The sequence below is a fragment of the uncultured Chloroflexus sp. genome (assembly GCF_938091255.1).
In the GTDB taxonomy this organism is placed as follows: Bacteria; Chloroflexota; Chloroflexia; order Chloroflexales; family Chloroflexaceae; genus Chloroflexus.
Genome location: NZ_CALLJH010000045.1, coordinates 42,878 through 64,228 on the forward strand (window position 1 = coordinate 42,878; position 21,351 = coordinate 64,228).

The following is a 21,351-nucleotide window of genomic DNA, read 5'->3' on the forward strand; positions in this document are numbered from 1 at the left end:
GTCGATTAGCGGCAGACAGCGCCAGCGAGCATTGCCTGCCGCAACGGATGGCCAATTAATTGCCCGGCGCAACGAGTGAGCGCGGCGCCAGCAGGTTGATCTCGATCTGACCGGTCACAAGCTGGCGCGCCGGATTGGGCAGCGGGGCGACCGGCACTGGCGGTAGCGGCACCCCGCCAATGTTGCCCGGCGCTTGATTGACGATCTGCACTTCTAGCTCGATCTGAATCGTGAGCCGGGCGCGATTAAGCACGTCAGCCGTGTAGAGGTAGACATCAGGGCGCATCGCCGGCGCCGGCGGGCGGCTCCAGTAGAGATGGAGTTGATCATCGAGATCGCGTTCGCGTAGCACGCTGGCGCCAAGCTGATCGCGGCTCTGGCCGCCAAGATAGCGATAGATGCAGCCGGTCAGCAGTTGCGGGGTGAGAAGCGGGCGCGCTCCCGGACGACAACCGGCTATGCCGCGGCTGTCGGCAGCACGCGGATCAAAGCGTTGCCCACCCACTGCAACCTCGGCCAAACTCCAACCCACGACGCGCGCTTGGTAGGCATACGGCCACGGTAATGGCTCATCGGCAAAGGTCAGGTTCGCCAGTTGCGGAGTCAGATCAAGCACCTCGCCCGATGGCCACGCAATTGCCGTGCCATCCGAGAGGTAAATACCATTCGTTTGGTTCGCGTCGTTCGTCGCCGGATCGAGCGTCGAGCGAATAGCCACCCGCAAATCACCACCTGCTGCGCCGATGGTAGAGGGCGGCGGCACCACATTGATCGTAAGCGCGGCGACATTATCAACTGGATCATCCGCTGGCGTGCTGGTCGAGATGCGGGCCGTCGCCGGCAAGACCGCGCCGGCAGGAACGCTCGTCTGCACCACAACCTCGATAGTACCGGCAGCTTGCGGATTCAGCGTCCCTAGATCCCAGCGCAACCAGCGACCGGTTTGGCTCGTAGGCGGACGGCTAGCCCCCACTAGTTGCACATCAGCCGGAAGCTCCAGTTCAAGCATCGTATTAGCAGCAGCGCGAGTTTGGACAGGGCGACGGCGATACAGGTTGCCGTAGTCAATCGTGTAGGCAAACACGCTGCCCTGCCCGACAATGCTGGCAGGCGCGCGCAATTGCACAAATGGGTTAGGACGCACGATCGTGACCATGGCGCTGGCCGTGTTATCAGCCTGATACGCGGGTAGTTCGGGGGTGGTCGTCGCAATGGTGGCCTGCGCCGCCAGTTGATCAACCGCGATCGTCGCCGGCAGAGTGAGACCAATGCGCAGCTCGCCGCTCGCCGCCGGCAGCACTTCGCCAAGGGCACAGGTTAGCTGATAGCCATTACGCTGGCAGATCGGCGGCAAGGTGGTGAGCGTCGCTGTGCTCGGCACATCAACCGTGATCGTCACAGCACGAGCCAGCCCATTGCCAAGGTTGCGGTAGCCAACCACCAGCTCGGTCGCCTCACCCGCGGCTGCCGGCGCCGGCGCAAAGGCGAGACTGACTGACGGATTGGGACGCACATGGGCCGTGCTCGCCGTCGCCGTATTATCTGTCAGTGAGTCACCGGCAGTCGTGGTCGTGACAGTGGCCCGGTTATCAAGCCGGTCGGCTGCGGTTGGCCGTGGCTTTGTCTGCACACTGACAATAACCTCTTCATTTGGCGCAATGCTGCTAATCGTGCAGCGCAATGTATGCTGCGCCCCTTCGTAGCGGCATGTTCCCGCCGGTGCGCGCAAGATGCTAGTAAAATCAACCTGCGCCGGCAAGGGATCGGCGATCGTCACATTAGCCGCCGGTGCGCTGCCGCGATTCACCACCCGCAGGGTGTAGAACAGTGCATCACCGCTGAGCACCGCTACCGGCGCTTCTTTGCTGATGCTAAGTTCAGCTCTGATGAGACGGGTATGATGGCTGGCACGATTGTTCGTCAGATCATTGTCTGGCGGGTTAGCACTGATTGTCGCCACAGCGGTAATAGTCTGACTCAGACTGGCGCCAAGGGCGGTTGGTGCGCGCCCACGAACTTCGATCGTGCCGCTTGCGTTGGGTGCAAGCTGCGCAAATTGCCAGACCAGTACCGAACCACTCTGGCTGGGTGGCCGACTAGCACTGAGAAACGTTACCCCAGACGGCAACTCCATCCGCACTTCGACGTTGGCAGCGGTACGATTGCCAGTATTGTGATAGGTCATCGTATAGGACAGTTCATCATTAACAATTGCTTCAGCCAACCCATGTAGTGAGATACGGAGATCCATGTGAGTTTGGCCCAGCAACCCAACATCAATATCAGGTCGAATCGCACCGTGGGTTAGCTCTATCACTGCACTCGAGCCGGTTTGTTGGTCAATATCGCTATCACGCTGCGGATTACCACCGCGACCAGACGACGTGAAGGAATACTCTGTCGGTAACACTGCCACCACACGGTATCGACCGGGTTCGAGGTTTGTAAAGGCATAGCGACCTTGGGCATCACTCACAACGGTGCGGGGGTAGGGTTGCACCGCCGGTGCTGGGCCGGGTAATCGCTCTAGACGCAACACCACGCCGGCTATACCGGATTCGTTGGTGTCTTGCACACCATTACCATTGTGATCGAGCCAAACCCAATCACCGATCGTCGCCGGTTGAAATTGGCGGGTCAGGCCGATATCGACGTGACGAACCGTCTCTTCGCGCAATGGCAGGGGCAATGCGGCGCCGGTCACGCCATTGCCGGTATGCTGGCCGGCAAACTCAACCACACCAAAAACCGGATGGGCATCGCTATCACGGGTATCATCGGCACCAGCATTCATGGGCGCATACACCATGCCGGCTAACGGGCGGCCAACCGCAAACTCAGTCGGTGCCACGCGAATTCGCAATGCACGGTTCGGCGGCACGGCGATGGTATAACTCCCGTCAGCCGCCGTAGTGACTGCACCTAGCGGCAAAGGTTCATCCGAAGCCATTACTTCAAGCTTTACGTTGCTTAGCGGCGGTTCATTCGTATCACGAATGCCATTCCCGTCAGTGTCATGCCAAAGCTGACCGCTAATAAACGCATACGTACAAAGGAGTTCCAGATCGCCTAATGATGTAGATTTATTGCTACCGGGCGGGATTAAGGTAATGGTTCGAGATGGATGTGGCTGGTTCGCCTCATACATCATCAAGCCAGCCGAATTGTTACCAAGCAATGAGGTGGCGACTATCGTTTCTGTACCATTAGGACGCGGAATGGCGAGGAGGCTACCCATGTGGTTCTCGACGTGGGCTGGATGCTCCCCAGAGTAGTGATGTATATGATCGTTAAGCCAGTCACTATGATCGGCTAGGTACTTATGATCTGTTTGATTTGGATTAACTAGATCGATACGCGACCCGTTCGAGAGCGAAAGCGTCCACGCTCCCCGCATCAACTGGTAATTAAGCGTATCGCCTTGGCTGATAGAGGTATAGTGTTCAACAGGCGGTGGACCGAAGAAGGTCAGGTCACCAATCCGATCACGCAAGGCGAGACGTAAGAACTGATTGTCAGGGCTAAACGCAAGATCGGTAAGGAAAGGCTGAGCATGAAAAATAGCACGACTTTTTCGATATACCTGTAATCTTTCGAGTTGCTCATTCCACGGATTCCAGCCATAAATCTGATCATTTGGTTTTAACGATCGCAATACCTCCATGTACGTTGAAGAGCGGAAACGATTTTGGAACGTCTCAGTCATCAGTTCTTGCGTGATAATCAAGCTCCAGTCACCTGTATCAACCGTCAAAGCAAGCACATGGGCTGAAGGTTTTCCAAATGAAGCCGCAGTATCGGTAACGCCAACAAACAATTGCACACTACGATTATCCGAAATAGGTGCAAATTCGAGGGCGAAAGGACGCAGATTGGGTAGAATTCGCTGATCTGAGCTAATTAACTGGAAAGGTATGGCTATTGGCGTCAAACGACGGGGAAGCGCTTGGGTAATATCGTAGCGTTCAATGTGTCGTGCCGCGAGGTTTACGATGTACAGAGTAGCTCCATCTGGACTGATCTCCATATCACCCAATCCAGTTTTGCCGACTGCACTCAATACGGCTGTATCGTTCCGATCCGGCGAAAGTCTATCTTGACCTGCATTGGGTATAACAAACGACGCCCGCCATTGACCTTCGTTAAAGCGATATTCATAGACTCCACCCGGACCAAGTGGGCCAAAACTCGTAAATCGGCGGGTGAAGGCGGAGGCAAACAACCGTGGCATGCCGCTAATTGCGCCATCATCGTAAGCAAGACCGTAGACTGAACCAATACCGGTATGTTGGGCAATGCGTTGTTGATGTCCGGCATTAGTTGTGCCAATTGGCGCAAGTGGCTGTTTAACCCCACTTATCGTTACCCGAACAAGTGCCGGATCATTCGCCGACACCGGTGCATAGATGGTGTCAGCAAAACAGGTCGTCGCTAGCGACAGATCGTCGTTTAGGCAAGGCACCACACTCGCAAAGCCGGTTATACCGGTTTGAGCGACAGCCGGTAACGGTGTCAGTGATGGTAACGTTACAAAGAGGATGGCCACAACCAACCCGATCAACCAGCGTAGATGGCGACACATAGGGATACGAGTGTTCACGGTGCCTCCTGCGTCGGTTTGAAGCATGCACTCACCTATAAGCGACGCGCACCGCGTCACTCAGTGAGTGCAAACTATGTTGCGAACAACGGTCTTTTATCGGCCAACGAGGGGAACGTAGACAGTATGCGAGACGGTGGATGTAATCATCACTGGATCAATCGCTCGACCATTGCCGGCGCGATCAAACAATTGAATACGTAAAGCTGAGGCTTGTTGTGGTGGTGCCTCGAATAACACGTTTAGTCCAAATGGCGTGCTGGTGGCAGCGAGTGTCGCTGCTGACCCTGCTTGCACTTCAGACGCCTCCAACACGTGGTAAACCGGTTCGCCAAGTTCAACACCATCTGAGGTAACAAACTGCCACTCAACCGCCCACGGCAGAGGAGCATGTGCATCGTTAAATTGCCCGGTAATAGTTAATCTCGTGCCATCTTCGACAACTGTCGCTGTGGCACGAATATCTGCCAGTGTTGGCGGCGTTACATCGCGCACAATAGAGACATCGTGTACAACTACATTTGAAACCCGATCGAACAGGGCCATAGAAAGGCTAATCGGTCGTTCCACCGCTGGCAAGGGATATTCCGCTTCATATCGATCCGGAACATCCGCTTCAAAGATATACAAGACTGTCTGATCAATGCTAATACCTCCATCTCGCAGTCCAGCACACTCATTATCGCCAATGATGCTGACGAGTATTGTATCTTGATTGGTATATCCGCTCATTGCTCGCTGCGGCGTGACTAAGTTTATCTGAACATCCACCGAGTTATCCTTGAAAAACCCTCCCTGAAGTGAAATAAGGTTACCCCCTTGATCACGTATCTGGGCATGTAGCTCATATTGCTGACACACAACCCCAGTATCTGGCGGCGCTTGAATGATGATATTGCCATAGCCGGCATACACAAAAACTATCGGCTGCCAGGGGTCTGCATCAGTAGGCGGCTCATTCCAGCGCCAACGCACCTCGTTAAAACCAACCGGTAATTGCGAAAATTCTACGATAACATTTCCATCACTACGAACTTGACGAAATACGTACATAATTATCTCTGACTGCGCCGCCACTGGTTGCACTACCCAAGAGCAGAACCAGATCAGGCCAAGGAAAAGAAACAGCATAGGATGACGACGGTTATGGAAAGACATCGTAAAGCTCCTTATCCTAGCGCGTAAGTACATACCGCGCGACATCACGGCCCAAGGTCATTCCCTGCATGCCATCCATAAACCAATGCACACCACCGATGATTCGTGAGCGGGTAGCATCAGCGGCACGCTCGACGAGCAGGTCTTTGTGGTGTGGGAAGGTGACAATTAGCAGATTGGCCGCCGCCGAGCTAAAAGCGGCATGGCCCGACGGGTACGAAGGGTGGGGTGGGGTGGGCAACACCGGTTGCCATACCGGATCGACTTCAGCCATCCATTGTTCGGGCCGCTGGAAGCCATACAGGTATTTGTTATACCAACACGCGACAGCAGTATCGTGCATCGCGACGCCGAGATGGGCAAGGAGCGACGCCGTCTGCATTTCATCGAGCTTGTTGACTAACGCCATCGTAATCGCCGTCTCAAACCAGAGACCGGCAGGCGTGACGGTACCCACATCGGCGTGCCAATACCATGCCAGTTCGCGATGCTCATCAGTCAGCACTTTCTGCCCTGCTCGAAAGTTAGTGCGTTCGCGCTCCATCTCTTCACTGTCCCACGCTGGCGGTGGCGGTAACACAATGGCATCACCGGCGGGCAGGGCAACCGTCTTGACCGTGCCCCAATGCGGGTCAAGCGGGAGCTTGTTCGTGTTCCACCCACCACTTGCCGGCAAGGCAATCTCATACACCGCATTGCTGCCATCCTGCTGCGCCCACGCGACCACCTCGTGCCCCACCGCTTGCCCAATCTGGAAGCTGCGCGCGAGTTGTTCCGGCGGCACCGGATCGCGCAGCCACAGCCCATGCCAACGTGACACGTAGACATACCCCTCAATAATCTCGTTGTGTTGGGGATGGAGATAGCGCAACACCGGCCACATCGCGCCGGCCAGCAGCGCAGGGTTATCAACCGGCTGCTCCTGTGCGGCTTCACGCCCGACCATTAATGCATCGTTGAGCGCCACCGATACCAGCATCAATTCACGGGCGGCCCGATTGGGCGGCAGCCCATCACGGGCAATTAATTTGAGCGTGGTCTTGAGCCATTCGACGGCAACTGTGTGTGCCGTGTTCGTTGGTGGCGCTGGCGGCAAGTCGGCAAATGGTGCGTTTGCTGCGGCAGCTAATACCGCGCTCGTATCGGTCATTAACCAAAGCCGCGGCTTCAATGGGCTAATTAGCCTGCCACTCGCCACAGGAGCTTGGGTAGGCGCTGGCGTGGGCCGGGATGGTTCGGGGGCGCTGGTCAATGGCGCAGCGCAGGCGGTCAGGACGAAGAGCAAGACGAACAGGTGGACGAATCGCATGCGACACCTCAGCGGTACAAAAATGTGTGCTCATATATGAAACCGCGCGAGATGCCAAAAGGATTCGCAGAAATTTCGAGCAATTGTTGAATGTCTCACTCTGGGGTAAACAAGCAGCAGTTGGCGGCTCAGTGCAGGTGACGCTGCGCGCGCAAGAGATTTGCCATCTGCGCGCTGCTACAACCGCGACATACTGATTGAAAAGACATAACAGCCCCTCTCTCATCAATTGTAGAGAGGAGCTCTTTATCAGGTTATACGCTTTAACAAAGGTTACGAGGCACTTTCCACCAACGGCAACTGGCGCGCTTCGCCGGCGAGCAGTGTTTGGGCTGCGGCTGCCACGAAACCCCGGAAAAGTGGATGTGGCTTACCCGGACGTGACTGGAATTCGGGGTGAAACTGGCTGGCCACATACCACGGATGGTCACGCAGTTCGATAATTTCAACCAGCCGCTTGTCGGGCGAGATGCCGCTAATTACCAGCCCAGCCGCCTCTAAGATGGTGCGGTAGCGGTTATTAAATTCAAAGCGATGGCGGTGACGTTCTTCCACCCGATCACAACCATACGCCACGTGGGCGCGGGTGCCCGGCACCAGATCGCAAGGGTAAAGACCAAGCCGCATCGTGCCGCCCTTTTCGGTAATATCGCGCTGATCAGGCATCAGATCGATCACGGGGTGGGCGGTCTGCGGGTTAAATTCGGTGCTGTTGACATCGTGGGTGCCGAGCACGTGGCGAGCAAAGGCGATCGTTGCGCATTGCATGCCCAAACACAAGCCAAGGTACGGGATACCGTTCACCCGCGCATAGTCGGCGGCGGCAATCTTGCCTTCGATCCCGCGCTCACCAAATCCACCGGGCACAAGAATGCCGTAGACGCCTGACAATAAACTGGCGGGACCTTCACGCTCGACATCTTCAGCGGCAACCCAACGAATTTCAACATCGATCGACTGCTCAAGCCCGGCGTGATGCAAGGCTTCAACCACGCTGATATAGGCATCGTGCAATTCGACATACTTGCCGACCAAGGCAATCGGCAACCGCCGCTTCTCTTGCCGGATGCGCGCTACTAGCGCCCGCCATTCGTCGAGATCGGGAGTCGCCGCCGGTAATCCCAACCGTTCGACCAGATAATCGCCCAAACCCATATCTTCGAGCACCAAAGGCACCTCGTAGATTGAATCGACGGTTGGCACCGGGATCACTGCGCGCACATCAACATCGGCAAAGAAGGCGATCTTCTCGCGAATATCATCGTCAATCGGGCGATCGGCCCGGCAGAGAATAACATCGGCGCTGATACCTACGTTACGCAGCGCCATCACCGAATGCTGGGTCGGCTTGGTCTTCAGCTCGCCAGTGCTGATGTGGGGCAACAACGTCACGTGAATGTAGAGGATATTGTCGCGCCCAACGTCCTTGCGCATCTGGCGGATGGCCTCAAGAAAGGGCAAGCTTTCGATATCGCCAACGGTGCCGCCAATTTCGACAATGACCACATCGGCTTGACTGTTGCGGGCCAAAGCACCGATGCGAGCCTTGATCTCATTAGTGATATGCGGGATCACCTGAATCGTGCCACCCAGATAATCGCCGCGCCGCTCTTTGGCGATGACCGCCGAATAGATTTGGCCAGTGGTAACATTGCTCAATCGGCTCAGATTGACATCGATAAAGCGCTCGTAGTGGCCAAGGTCAAGGTCTGTCTCAGCGCCATCGACCGTCACAAACACCTCACCGTGTTGGTAGGGCGACATCGTACCGGGATCGACGTTGAGGTAGGGGTCAAGCTTCATGACCGAGACGGTGAAGCCACGGCTCTTGAGTAAGCGGCCAATCGAAGCCACACCAATTCCCTTGCCAACTGAAGAGACTACACCGCCAGTCACAAAAATGTACTTTGTCATAGACAAATGCTCCCTGCATAAAGATTTGTGGGTCGGTCAACCTTCGGTTGAACCGACCCACGCTGGCGCTCGCTTGCACTGTGCCGAAGCGGATTGCATGCCACACAATCGCTATTTACCGGATAGTCACACGTCCTATGATGAGCAGCATGTGTCTGCCGCACGTTTACACTTCAATTTTTCAGTATACCACATGTAAGCAGTATGAATGGTCAACTATGAGCCGGGCGCAGGATAACGATCCGGGTCTGCTCCTCATCGGCGGGCAAGGCATTCGCATTAACCACCAGCTTTTCTTCGGGGGTATATTCTTTCATACCCATTTCGCTCACAAACTTTTCGAGCGGCGCCAGCGGCGGGTCGAAATCGATCTGCCCCATCGCGTAATGCATTGGGATTACAAAACGAGGTTCGATCTGGCTGATCACATTACTAGCCATAGCCGGCCCAATCGTCTCGCCGCCGCCTACCGGCACAAACAGCACATCGACGTTCGAGCCAATCTCTTCAAGCTGGCTCGTGGTCAATTCGTGGCCAAGATCGCCGAGATGGCAGAAGACCAAATCATCGAGATGGATGATATACACGGTATTGAAGCCGCGTTCAGCACCTTTCACTGTGTCGTGGAAGGTGCGCACGCCGGTAATCAGTACCCCGCCAATCTCATACTCGCCGGGGCCATCAACCACAAAGACGCGATCGCGCAAGGGGCGCACCGCAGCCACGTGATCGTGGTCAGGATGATGATGGCTAACGGTGACGATCGTCGCGGTTGGCCGGCCTAGGTCGAAACCGATCGAGCGATGGTAGGGATCGCACACGATGGTGCCATCGCGACCGCGCAAGCGAAAACAGGCATGACCGAGATATTGTACTTCTGCCATAGTGAAATCCTTAACATCGTCAGGCGACCGTAACCGAGTATGTACCGTGACGCACTTCTTATTTTCTGTTGGCAAGCTGTTGCCGGCTGCAAAATGATCCGATGCAGCCACATCATATCCAGCAAGCCGGTGTCTGTCCAATAGCACAGATAGCGTTTTGGGAAGGCAATCCGCTGTTGTCACTGCCATTCCCACTGCTCCTCCTCGCACCTGCAAGCGAAAGACAGAGAATCGCTGCGCCTCCTGATGACCGAAACAGACGCTAACCCAACCGGATTCGCCAGAAGACGCTATCCCTGTGCAGGGCAGGAATGTGCGCCAAACGCGATCGAGACACGAGACACTGCTGCTGCGGCGGCCCGGCCTCTCCCGGATGCTCCACCTGCGGGTGGGTCGCCCGGCGCATGTGCCTTGTATCAGCGCGTTGCTTGCCACGGGTCCACCTGCGGATGGGTCACCCATACTCCAGCGCTACGCTTGCGGATCGTCTCTCGGTGTTTGTGCCAGACTAAATCACGCCTTGCGAAACAATGTTGGCCCAGTCTACCTTGACGCTATAGCTCATCGGCCATCTTACCAATCTGGCCCATCCTCCCCCAGATGCAATTCACGCCAAAGGCGAGCAAGGATGGGCCGGATCAGATCGGCGGCAAATCCGCGGCGTAGCAGATAACCACCGAAGCGGCGTTGAAAGGCGGCCCAATCGGCAACCTTCGCATAGCGCGGCAGAACAGCACGCGCGACTGCCTCGGCCCGCTCACGCTCGCTCATACCATCATCTTCCGCCGCTAACGCTTCATCGATAATCGCCGGCTCAATCCCCTTGTGGCGCAATTCGGCCCGCAAGGCGCGATTGCCGCGAGGACGCAAGGCGCGCCGGTTAGCGACCCAGCGACTGGCAAAATCAGCGTCATTAAGCAGACCCAATTCGTGCAGCCGGGCAATCGCGCGCGTACACGTCGCCTCGTCAAAACCTTTGCGCTGCAGATAACGCCACATTTCAGCAGTCGAACGCGGTCGCCGCTCAAGCTGCTGCAACGCTTTCTGCAATGCCTGATCAGCCTGCTCGCTGGCAACGAGGCGTTCCCATGCCGTCTCATCAAGCTGCACGCCTACCGCCAAACGCTCGCGCACCAGCGTATTGAGGCTAATGCCCAGCGCAAACTCGCCGTCAATGAAGACATTGACACGCTGCGGGTCATTGCTTTGCTGGCGAATAGCGGTGATGGTACCGGTTGGCATAGCGCAGGTCTAGCTCGTTCGCAACTAGCAGGAGTTGGATATGTTGGCGCAGGCAGCAGTGCATTGCGCTTCCTGCGACACCCAAACCGGGAAAAGGACCCTCTCAGCGGCGCACCGTAACGATTGCACTACGCGCGCAGCCATCACCGTGCCGCGTAAGCAGCGACTGCACGCGGTGACAATGCGCCCGCATAGCAGTGGTGCGCTCGCGTCCATCGCGCCGCGTAAGCAGCGACTGCACCCTGCCCACACCGCCCCAGGCACGATGAACGCCGCCAGCCACACTCTCGCCAACGGCGCTCACCCTGCCTACAACGCGAACGCTACTCTTCAAAAATACCGTCATCGTCGCCGACATCGGCGCTCGGCGCAATCACTGACGGATTGGTCAACGCTTGCGCTTTTATCAAGCGTTCGATCTCATCGGTCAGGGCCGGATTATTCTTGAGAAACTCGCGCACATTTTCGCGCCCTTGGCCGAGCCGATCTTCGCCGAGATAGAACCACGCACCGCTCTTGCGGATAATGCCCAACTCAGTGCCGATGTCAATGATATTGCCTTCGCGCGAGATGCCTTCGTTGGCCAGAATATCGAATTCGGCCTGCCGGAAGGGCGGCGCGACTTTGTTCTTGATCACCTTTACCCGCACCCGCGAACCGATCGCCTCTTGCCCTTGCTTGAGCGTCTCGATCCGCCGAATGTCAAGCCGCACCGAGGCATAGAACTTGAGCGCCTGCCCGCCAGTGGTCGTTTCCGGCGAGCCGAACATCACGCCAATCTTCATCCGCAACTGGTTGATAAAGATGACAACCGTGCGACTCTTGCTGATCGCGCCCGACAATTTGCGCAACGCTTGGCTCATTAGGCGAGCTTGCATACCGGGCATCGAATCGCCCATATCGCCTTCAATTTCGGCCCGCGGCACCAAGGCGGCGACCGAGTCGATCACAATCACGTCGATCGCGTTCGAGCGCACCAGCATTTCGCAGATCTCAAGCGCCTGCTCGCCGGTGTCGGGCTGTGATACCAGCAGGTCATTGGTATTGACGCCACACCGCGCTGCGTAGACGGGGTCAAAAGCGTGTTCGGCGTCGATAAAGGCGCAGACGCCACCCATCTTCTGCGCTTCGGCGATAATGTGTTGGGCCAGCGTAGTTTTGCCGCTGCTCTCAGGGCCAAAAATCTCGATCACGCGCCCGCGCGGTACGCCGCCGATGCCCAGCGCAATGTCGAGGGCAATCGAACCGGTGGGAATGGCTTCGATGGCCAGCCGGTTCCCAACCTCTCCCATCTTCATGATGGAGCCTTTGCCAAACTTTCGATCGATCTGCGACATTGCCGCCGCGAGCGCTTTTTCTTTCTCCGGGGTGATTGCCATCGCGGGCGCTCCTCCATTATTCGTACCCACTCGTATGCTCCTCTTGCTACTCTACTCGATGGGGAGGGCGCTGTCAACGCCGTTGCCTGCCCCGTACATATGTGCTATAATAGCACAAGTGTACGACTATGACAAGAGGGGCGCGATTTTTTCCTCCCTATTAGTATACCGCTGCAAACAGCAAAACGATGCGGAGATGGCGGGCCATTCGTCACAATCGTTCAGCTATCGGCCATCCGCTGAACGAACTGACGGTGCGACAAGGTGAGAGGGGGTGGCAAGCCGCATACCTTCACAAGCATGCTTGCACACCATCAGGTGGGTTATCGAGCAATCCTCGCAAGCATACGGAGCAGGCCGGGCTTGGTGCGCAAGCCGCCTCACCGCGCTCATACCGCCAAAAAGCTTTTTGCAGTATTGGTAACGAAACGCTTTTCGCAGTTTTTTGCGGCAATGATTCAATGGCCTTTTTTGATGAATCTGCCCCGCAAACATGGTATAGTGCAGATAGTTGTACCAGCATCGTCAGAGGTGAGACAATGGTCAAACGCATTCCGCCCGGCCCCGGCCAAGAATCGGTCTGGGACTATCCACGCCCGCCGCGGCTCGAACCGACCTCGCGCCGGATCCGGGTGATCTTTGCCGGGATCACGCTGGTCGATAGCCGGCGCGCAATCCGGGTGCTCGAAACCAGCCATCCGCCGGTCTATTATGTTCCGCCCGCCGATGTGCAGATGGCCTTCCTCCGCCCCAATCTGGCTCGATCATTCTGCGAATTCAAGGGCATCGCCACCTATTACGATGTGGTGGTTGGCGAGCGCAGCGCTGTACAAGCGGCGTGGTCGTACCTTGACCCCACGCCTGATTTCGCGTCCATCCGCGGGTATCTCGCCTTCTACGCCGCTCCGATGGATGCCTGCTATGTTGATGATGAACAGGTGACGCCCCAACCGGGCGGATTTTACGGCGGATGGATTACGAGCGATATTGTCGGGCCGTTCAAGGGCGGTTCCGGCACGTGGGGATGGTAGAGCTGCTCTCGCCCCGACACGGGAGGAGCTGAGCGTAACTGGTGGCTATAGCCGAGAATGCCTGATGCGATAGTTGGGCTGCCGCACTCCATTCAGGCACTGTCGCTGCGCTTATGCGACAGGGCTGCGCTTGCCCCGATGGAGGCCGAGCGGTGCGCCACCGGCGGTCTTGGCCGGGGATGGATGATACGCAGTTGGACCGCCGCACGTCATACGAGCATAGCGCAAAGGCTATGTATGCACTATAACGACCTTAGCTCGCCGGTCACACGAGTGCAACCGCCGGTATTTTGCGCGATGCATTGCATGCACGCTGGCAATGACACAGATAGGCCTGTACCCCTTTCATAGGAGGTGGCACTAGCCGAGAACCACGTTTTGAAGAGAAAGGACGAACCGATGAATCAATCAGACGAGCGGCTGCACGTGTTGCAGATAGCCCGATCTGAGGTATTGGCCGGGCGGATGAGCCGCCGCGCATTTCTACGCCTTGGGTTGGCGCTCGGCTTATCAGCCGGTGCAACGGCGCTAGCAGCCTGCGGCGGAACTGCGCCAGCGTCTGCCCCCACCGCCGCACCAGCTCCTGCCGGCAGCGGCCCCAGCGGGAGGCTGCGCGTGGCGAGCGAAATTCCGGTGCAGCTTGACCCGGCGTTCGCTTCGTCAGACGCTGAAATCCTCATTCTGAACCACGTGTACGACTATCTGGTTGATATCGACGCCGGCAATAACGTCATTCCCCGCCTTGCCCGCGAATGGACGATCAGCGACGATGGTTTACGCTACCGATTGACTCTCGCCAGTGGCGTCACTTTTCACGATGGTAGTCCGCTCACTGCTGCCGATGTGGTATGGACATTCAATCGCCTGCGCGATGCGTCGCTGCAATTGCCAACTGCCGACCTCTACGCCAACATTGCCGATATTGCCGCCGACGGCGAGAATGCTGTTGTCTTTACGCTATCCGCTCCTAATCCGTTCTTCCTCTACGATCTATCCGATAATCACGCATTGATCCTCCGAGCCGGCACGGCGAATCCGGCCACGACCTTTAACGGCACTGGCCCCTTTAAGGTAGTGGAGTATCGCACCGAGAACCGGATCGATCTAGCGGCCAATCCGGCTTATTTCCAAACCGGCAAGCCGGCGGTCGCCGACCTTGAGATCATCTTTTTCGCCGATCAAGCAGCGGCGGTTGATGCACTGCGCGGCGGGCAGGTCGATCTGGTGTTGCGTATGCCAACGCCGCTGTTCCAAACCCTGCAACAGACAGCGGGGATCGTAGCGGTGCAGACGCCGACCAACGGCTTTGATCTGGTGCGGTTGCGCGCCGACCGGGAGCCGGGCAACAAGCCCGAGGTGATCCGCGCCCTGAAACTGGCTACTGACCGCCAAGCGATCTTCCGCCAAGTGAAAGCCGGCTTGGGCGCAGTGGGCCGCGACAGCCCGATTGGGCCACTCTTCAGCACCTACTACTCTGAAGAAACGCCGCTCCCGGCACGCGATCCGGCGGCAGCGCGTGCGTTGCTCGCGAGCGCAGGCTATCCTGACGGGTTGAAACTCGATCTGCACGTGCCCGATTCGGGTGATCGCCCCGATTTGGCGGTGGTGTTGAAGGAGCAGTGGGCTGAAGCCGGGATCGACATTAATGTGATCGTCGAGCCAGAAAGCGTCTACTACGGCGATAACGGCTGGCTAGAGGTCGATCTAGGCATTACCGGCTGGGGTTCGCGTCCGGTGCCGCAGTTTTACCTCGACGTGATGCTGGTGAGCGGTGCAGTGTGGAATGAAAGCCATTTTAGCGACGCCGAATTTGACGCGCTGGCCGCCACTGCCCGCACGACGCTTGACGAAGCCGAGCGTGCGCACGCCTACCGTGAGATTCAGCGCATTTTGATCGAGCGCGGCCCAATCATCATTCCCTACTTCTTTGCCCAGCTCAGCGCCCACCGTGAAGGATTGCGCGGATATGTGGCAAAGGCGTTTCCGGGCCGCACCGATCTGGCGGCAATTGCAGTGTAAGATGGGCAAGAGCGAGCATCCTTTGGTGTTGAGAGTCGTGCGAGAACCATGAATGTTCAGCGACTAGGCCGCGCTTTTTTCGCCGATCCGGCGACTGCGGCTGGGACGATCATTGTCACCGTTTTTCTGGTGCTAGCCCTGTTTGGGCCATTGATTGCGCCGCATAGCCCGACCGCGCAAAATGCCGATCTCATCCGCCAACCGCCGTCGCTGAGCCACCCCTTCGGAACCGACCGGCTGGGCCGCGATCTGTTCAGCCGGATCGTGTACGGCGCGCGCGATATTCTGGCGCTGGCCGGCGGCGGCACTGTTTTGGCGGTGATCATAGGCGCGTTCATTGGGATCAGTGTCACTTATCTGGGAGGCTGGCTAGAGGAGACGGTCTTTCGCCTGTTTGACGGCTTGCTCGCCCTACCAGCCCTCTTGCTCGCCCTGATCTTGCTTGGCGCAACCGGCCCTTCACGCGCAAACGTGCTGCTGGTGATGATATTGGTGTATACCCCAATCGTGGCCCGCGTGGTACGGAGCGTGGTCTTGGCGCTGAAATCACGTGGCTTTATCGAAGCGGCGCGCATGCGCAATGAACGGCTGGGCTACATTCTCTGGCGCGAATTGTTGCCGCTAGTGGCGCCAACGCTGGCGGTTGAAGCGGCGTTGCGCTTTTCTTACGCGATCTTTCTGGTCGCCTCGCTCGGTTTTCTTGGCGTCGGCGTGCAGCCACCCAGCCCTGACTGGGGCCTGATGGTGCTGGAAGCGCGCAATGAATTCGCCCTTGCGCCGTGGTCATTATACGTCCCGGCAGCCGCGATCGCGTTGCTGGTAATTGGGGTTAATCTGATGGCTGAAGGGGTGCGTCGGGCGATCAGCGATTCATGAGCGGCGAACATCGGTGCTGAGCCGGCACGTAGATCTGCACCCTTGCGGCCTGCATTGGGCAAGAGCAGTCATGACAACTTCCGTCCTTTCGGTCGAGAACCTTTCGGTTGAATACTACACTGGCCGGCAACGGCTGCCGGTATTACGCGAGATCAGCCTGAGCGTCGCCGCCGGCGAGACATTGGGCATCGTCGGCGAGAGCGGCAGCGGCAAGAGCACCCTTGGCTTGGCCATCCTGCGCGCGTTGCCGGCGAATGGCCGGATCAGCGTCGGGCGCGTGCTGCTCGATGGCATCGATCTAGCCCAAACGCAAGGGGCAACCCTGCGCACGCTCTGGAAGCGCGCCCTGCGACTGGTGCCACAAAATCCACTGGCGGCGCTCAACCCCACCCTGCGTATCGGCGAGCAACTGATCGAAGCGATGAGCGGCAAACATCCTGTCGCTGAAGCACAAGCCGCCGCTCTGTTGGCGCGGGTGCAAATCGCTGATCCGGTGCGAGTGATGCGCAGCTACCCCCACGAACTCAGCGGCGGGATGCAGCAGCGCGTCATGATCGCGATGGCGTTGCACGGAGCGCCTCGCTTGCTCGTGCTCGACGAACCGACCACAAGTCTCGATGTGACAACCGAAGCTGCTGTGATTGATTTGCTGGCCGATCTGATTGCCGAACGGCAGCCGGCGTCGCTCTTCATTTCACATAACCTCGGCCTTGTCGCACGCATCGCCACGCGCACCGCCGTGCTCTACGCTGGCGAACTGGTCGAAATTGCACCCACTGCCACCCTGTTCCAACAGCCGCGCCATCCCTACACTCAAGGATTGTTGCGCAGCCTGCCGCACCCCGGTCTACGCTACGACTACCATCCCTTGCAATCGATCGAGGGGGCTATTCCGGTCCCCGGTGCGCTACCGGACGGCTGCGTCTTTGCGCCCCGTTGCCCGTTGGCCAATGATCGTTGCCGGCACGAGCGACCACCGTTGCTGGCGATTGCGCCCGATCACGCCACCCGTTGCCATTACTGGTCTCACCTCACCTTCGACCTCGCGCTGCCAGCTCCGGTAACTGCCACCGCACTGCCAGACAGAGCGCCGTTGTTGACCACGCATCGTCTCACCAAAACGATTGCGCAACGCCGATCGCTGGTTGATGCCGCGCGCGGCAAGGCTGCGCCGGCGGTACAGGCGTTGGCAGCAGTCGATCTGACCGTGCATCGCAACCGCACGCTAGGAGTCGTCGGTGAGAGCGGCAGCGGCAAAACCACGCTGGCCCGCTGCATTATTGGCTTAACCCCGCCGTCGGGGGGCACAATCGAATTACTTGGCATACCGCTAGCGCCGCACATTCAACAGCGACCGCGCGAACAGGTGCGGCGCTTGCAAATGGTGCTGCAAAATCCGCAAGAGGCGCTCAACCCGGCCCTACCAATTGGCGAGGCGCTCATCAGGCCAATGATCCGGCTAGGAGGTCTCGATGGCAAAACGGCGGCGAAGCAGGTGTCTGATCTCTTGCGGCTCGTGAACTTGCCGCCCGACTATGCCAACCGCCGCCCGCATCAACTGAGCGGCGGTGAGAAGCAACGGGTGGCAATTGCCCGCGCACTGGCAGCCACGCCCGATCTGCTTGTGCTCGACGAAGCGGTCTCGGCGCTTGATGTCTCGGTGCAGGCGGCGGTATTGAACATACTGGCCGACATCAAAGAACGCACCGGCATCACCTATTTGTTCATCACGCACGATTTAGCAGTGGTGAGCTACTTGGCCGACGATGTCGTGGTGATGTATCGCGGCGAGATCGTCGAGGAAGGCCCAGTGGCATCAGTGCTCAACCCGCCGCTGCATCCGTACACCGAAGCCTTGCTAGCGGCAACCAACCCGCACGGCGTGCGCCTCCGCGAAGCCGAGGCGATGGCGCCGGCCACCGGGTGCCCCTTCCAGCCCCGCTGCCCGCGCGCGCTCGACGATATTTGCCGCACTGAGAAACCACCGTGGCGCGAGGCCGGCAATGGCCATCGCCTGCGCTGCCATATCCCGCTAGAGGAACTGCGCGCTATGCAGATGAGCGGTTGATGGTAGAGGAAATGGCCACAAGCAAAAGGCACAAACCGATCTGATTAGCTCTGCCTGTCGTTGCCCTCACCCCCCGGCCCCTGCTCTACCGCGCGGCGAGAGTGGCGAGCCGCGTGCGACTTCGTATTGTCGTCTCCGCCCCCCCAGTGGGGGAGAGGGAGGGGGTAGAGGCTGCCTGATGCTTACCGCCGAGGACGCAGCAGATGATGCCAAATCCCGCTGCGTGCTCTGCGGCCCTTGCACCTTTGCGTTAAAAATCTCTGCGCCTTTGCTCCCTTTGCGCCTTGGTATTCCCCTCTTCCACCCAGTCGTATAATGAGCGTAGCAGTGCTCTTTTGACAGATAAAGGACAGGGCGATGCAAGACTTTTTTGAATTCAGCCTTGGCGCGCGCGTGCTCTATCAGATCGGGCTGGCCTCTGAATTAGGACAGGTGATCAGCAATGCGTTGCCGCAGCGCCGCGCGTTCATTGTGGCCGACAAGGGGGTGGTGCAAGCCGGTTTGCTCGAGCCGATCAAGGCTGGCATTGACCCCGTTGAGATTGTCGGCGTGTTTGATGATGTGCCGGCCAATTCATCGGTGGCGAAAGTAGCTGAAGCCGCCGCGCAGGCTCGCGCCGCCGGCGCCGATCTGCTTATTGCTGTTGGCGGCGGCAGCCCGATCGATACCGCAAAAGGCGTTCGCATCGTGCTCACACTGGGAGGATCGATCCCGGATTACGAAGGCTACAACGTGATCGAGACGCCGCTATCGCCGCTGGTAGCTATTCCAACCACTGCCGGCACCGGTAGCGAAGTGACTCCGATCGCAGTGATTCTGGACGAAGCGGAGCACCGCAAAATCAGCATTGTCAGCCGCTATGTCACCCCCGATCTCGCCATTCTCGATCCGATGATGACCCGTACCTTGCCGCCGCGCCTCACTGCGGCTACCGGTATGGATGCGCTGTCGCACGCGATTGAGACATACGTCTCGACTGAAAACAACCCCTTCAGCGATAGTCTGGCGCTGGCGGCGATCGACATGATCGCCACGCACTTGCGCGACGCAGTGCATGACGGTGACAACATCGAAGCGCGCAGCCAATTGCTGATTGCCGCAGCTATGGCCGGCATCGCCTGCGGCAACAGCTTGTTTGGCGTTGTCCATGCTCTTTCGCATGCGGTGGGTGGCAAATTCCCGGTGCATCACGGCACCGCCAACGCCATTTTCCTACCGCCAGCGATGCGTTTCAACAGCGAAGTAGCGCCTGAGCGCTATGTGCGGATTGCACGCGCGATGGGGGTGAATGTGGGAGGGCGCAATAATGCCGAGGTGATTGCCGACGGCATTGCCGCCGTGCGTACCCTGACCGCTGACTGCGGCTTGCCAACTCGGCTGCGCGATGTTGGCGTGCCGCGCGAGGCTTTGCCCGAATTGGCTGAGCTGGCCGCCGTCGAGCCGGCAATCTTCAACAATCCACGCCCAGCTACGCCGGAAGAGTTGTTGGCGATGCTGGAAGAGGTGTGGTGAGCGTATGAGGGATGAAGAGCGGCAGTAAAGCTGCCGCTCTCGTCGTGCTGCCGTTGTCGGCGAGCAATTGCCCCGCTTGCGTATGTATCCTTCACGAGGTAGGGAAATGGGACACGGCTTCACGCGGATAGCGCGGGGCATCACCTCATTTAGAAGCAGGCGATAGAAATCGGCCCTCGCTGCTTACACCACCGGTTCGGTGTCGGGCGCAGCCACCATCCGCCCGCGCTCGGCCCAGCGCATTAAGCCCAACGCGCCGAGCGCCAGCGCGGCAAAGCCGATGGCTAACGGCGTCACAGTGCCGTTGTAAGCCTGCCCGATGATCGCGCCAAGCGGGATAGCGACAAAGGTTGAGAGGGAGCCAACGACTGCCGCACCGACACCAGCAATATGACCGAGTGGTTCCATCGCCATCGCGTTCATATTGCCAAAGAGGATGCCAAGGCAGAAGAAGCACGGAACGAAGTAGGCCAGCAAGAGCCACAACGGAGGTTGGCCGCCGGTCGCCAGCGCCACCCCCGCAAAGACCAGCGTCACGCTCACAAAGACCAGCAACGCGATGGTTAGCAACGGTCGCATGCCGTAACGCAGGACGAGCCGGCCATTGGTGAATGAAGCTAACCCGATGGCGAGCGCATTGATGGCGAAAAACAACGGAAAGAGCGGGCCTAGCCCATACTGAATCTGAAAGATCTGTTGCGCCGAGCTGAGATAGCTCTGCAAGACGGCGGCTACCACCCCAGCCATAAGCGTATAACCGAGCGCAATGCGGTGGCTGAGCACTTCGCGGAAGACATGACTAATCCGACCGAGCGACAATGGCGCGCGCCGTTCAACAGGCAGCGTTTCGGGTTGGCGCAACCCGAACCAAACCAGCGCCACTACCCCCAACAGGAACAGAATGACAAAGATGGCTCGCCACGCGGCTACTAGCAAGATCACCTGCCCCAGCGCCGGTGCAACGATCGGCACAATGATGAACACGGCCATAATAAACGACATCACCCGCGCCATCGCCCGCCCGGCAAACCGATCACGGATCAACGCCATCGAAACGCCGCGCGGCCCGGCCACCCCCAACCCTTGCAACAATCGTCCGGCCAACATCATTGGAACGTTGACAGCCACAATGGCAAGCAGCGACCCGGCAAAAAAGAGGGCAAAACCGAGGTAAATGGCCGGCTTGCGCCCGATGCTATCCGAGAGCGGCCCGTAGAGCAGTTGGCCGATCGCCAAGCCCACAAAGACCATCGTCACTACCAACTGATTGTCATTGTCGCGCTGGACGCCTAGATCGGCGCCGATCTGGGCCAACGCCGGCAGCATCACATCAATCGACATCGCCACCAGCGAGGTCAT

At 58.3% G+C, this 21,351-nt stretch carries 13 protein-coding genes; 5 read left to right on the forward strand and 8 right to left on the reverse strand.

All coding sequences use genetic code 11. The features are described from left to right. Window positions 1-55: 55 nt before the first annotated feature. From Q1A00_RS15040 to recA, 7 genes are all read right to left on the reverse strand, one after another. Entirely contained in the window at window positions 56-4,600 is a 4,545-nt protein-coding gene (locus Q1A00_RS15040) for an SdrD B-like domain-containing protein (protein ID WP_299757583.1), read from the reverse strand. 96 nt (window positions 4,601-4,696) lie between these two features. Then, complete coding sequence (locus Q1A00_RS15045) at window positions 4,697-5,758, reverse strand: hypothetical protein (RefSeq protein WP_298402910.1); 1,062 nt, start codon at window positions 5,756-5,758, stop codon at window positions 4,697-4,699. A gap of 16 nt (window positions 5,759-5,774) precedes the next feature. Further along, window positions 5,775-7,067, reverse strand: a complete 1,293-nt coding sequence (locus Q1A00_RS15050) for a vanadium-dependent haloperoxidase (RefSeq protein WP_298402908.1) — start codon at window positions 7,065-7,067, stop codon at window positions 5,775-5,777. Between the two features lie 273 nt (window positions 7,068-7,340). Continuing rightward, window positions 7,341-8,981 carry a CTP synthase gene (locus Q1A00_RS15055; protein ID WP_298402907.1) on the reverse strand — a complete coding sequence of 547 codons (1,641 nt, stop codon included), beginning with the start codon at window positions 8,979-8,981 and terminating at the stop codon, window positions 7,341-7,343. Between the two features lie 212 nt (window positions 8,982-9,193). After that, window positions 9,194-9,865 carry an MBL fold metallo-hydrolase gene (locus Q1A00_RS15060; RefSeq protein WP_298402906.1) on the reverse strand — a complete coding sequence of 224 codons (672 nt, stop codon included), beginning with the start codon at window positions 9,863-9,865 and terminating at the stop codon, window positions 9,194-9,196. Window positions 9,866-10,438: 573 nt separating this feature from the next. Then, window positions 10,439-11,107 carry a RecX family transcriptional regulator gene (locus tag Q1A00_RS15065; RefSeq protein WP_298402905.1) on the reverse strand — a complete coding sequence of 223 codons (669 nt, stop codon included), beginning with the start codon at window positions 11,105-11,107 and terminating at the stop codon, window positions 10,439-10,441. Between the two features lie 323 nt (window positions 11,108-11,430). Continuing rightward, a complete protein-coding gene (gene recA, locus Q1A00_RS15070) occupies window positions 11,431-12,486 on the reverse strand; it encodes a recombinase RecA (protein WP_298402904.1) in 1,056 nt (351 codons plus the stop codon). Between the two features lie 539 nt (window positions 12,487-13,025). On the opposite strand from recA, the gene Q1A00_RS15075 reads away from it, so the two are divergent. From Q1A00_RS15075 to Q1A00_RS15095, 5 genes are all read left to right on the forward strand, one after another. Then, window positions 13,026-13,517 carry a DUF427 domain-containing protein gene (locus Q1A00_RS15075; protein WP_298402903.1) on the forward strand — a complete coding sequence of 164 codons (492 nt, stop codon included), beginning with the start codon at window positions 13,026-13,028 and terminating at the stop codon, window positions 13,515-13,517. Between the two features lie 399 nt (window positions 13,518-13,916). Beyond that, entirely contained in the window at window positions 13,917-15,536 is a 1,620-nt protein-coding gene (locus tag Q1A00_RS15080; protein ID WP_298402902.1) for an ABC transporter substrate-binding protein, read from the forward strand. A 48-nt stretch (window positions 15,537-15,584) separates the two neighbouring features. Then, complete coding sequence (locus Q1A00_RS15085) at window positions 15,585-16,412, forward strand: ABC transporter permease (RefSeq protein ID WP_298402901.1); 828 nt, start codon at window positions 15,585-15,587, stop codon at window positions 16,410-16,412. A gap of 70 nt (window positions 16,413-16,482) precedes the next feature. Continuing rightward, window positions 16,483-18,480, forward strand: coding sequence for an ABC transporter ATP-binding protein (locus tag Q1A00_RS15090; protein ID WP_298402899.1), 1,998 nt, complete (start codon window positions 16,483-16,485; stop codon window positions 18,478-18,480). 357 nt (window positions 18,481-18,837) lie between these two features. Continuing rightward, window positions 18,838-19,992 (forward strand): iron-containing alcohol dehydrogenase, encoded by a 1,155-nt coding sequence (locus Q1A00_RS15095; RefSeq protein WP_298402897.1) that lies wholly within the window; start codon window positions 18,838-18,840, stop codon window positions 19,990-19,992. 183 nt (window positions 19,993-20,175) lie between these two features. On the opposite strand, the gene Q1A00_RS15100 is transcribed toward Q1A00_RS15095, so the two are convergent. After that, window positions 20,176-21,351, reverse strand: a 1,176-nt coding sequence (locus tag Q1A00_RS15100; RefSeq protein WP_299757592.1) for a multidrug effflux MFS transporter, incomplete at its 5' end; no start/stop codon positions are given.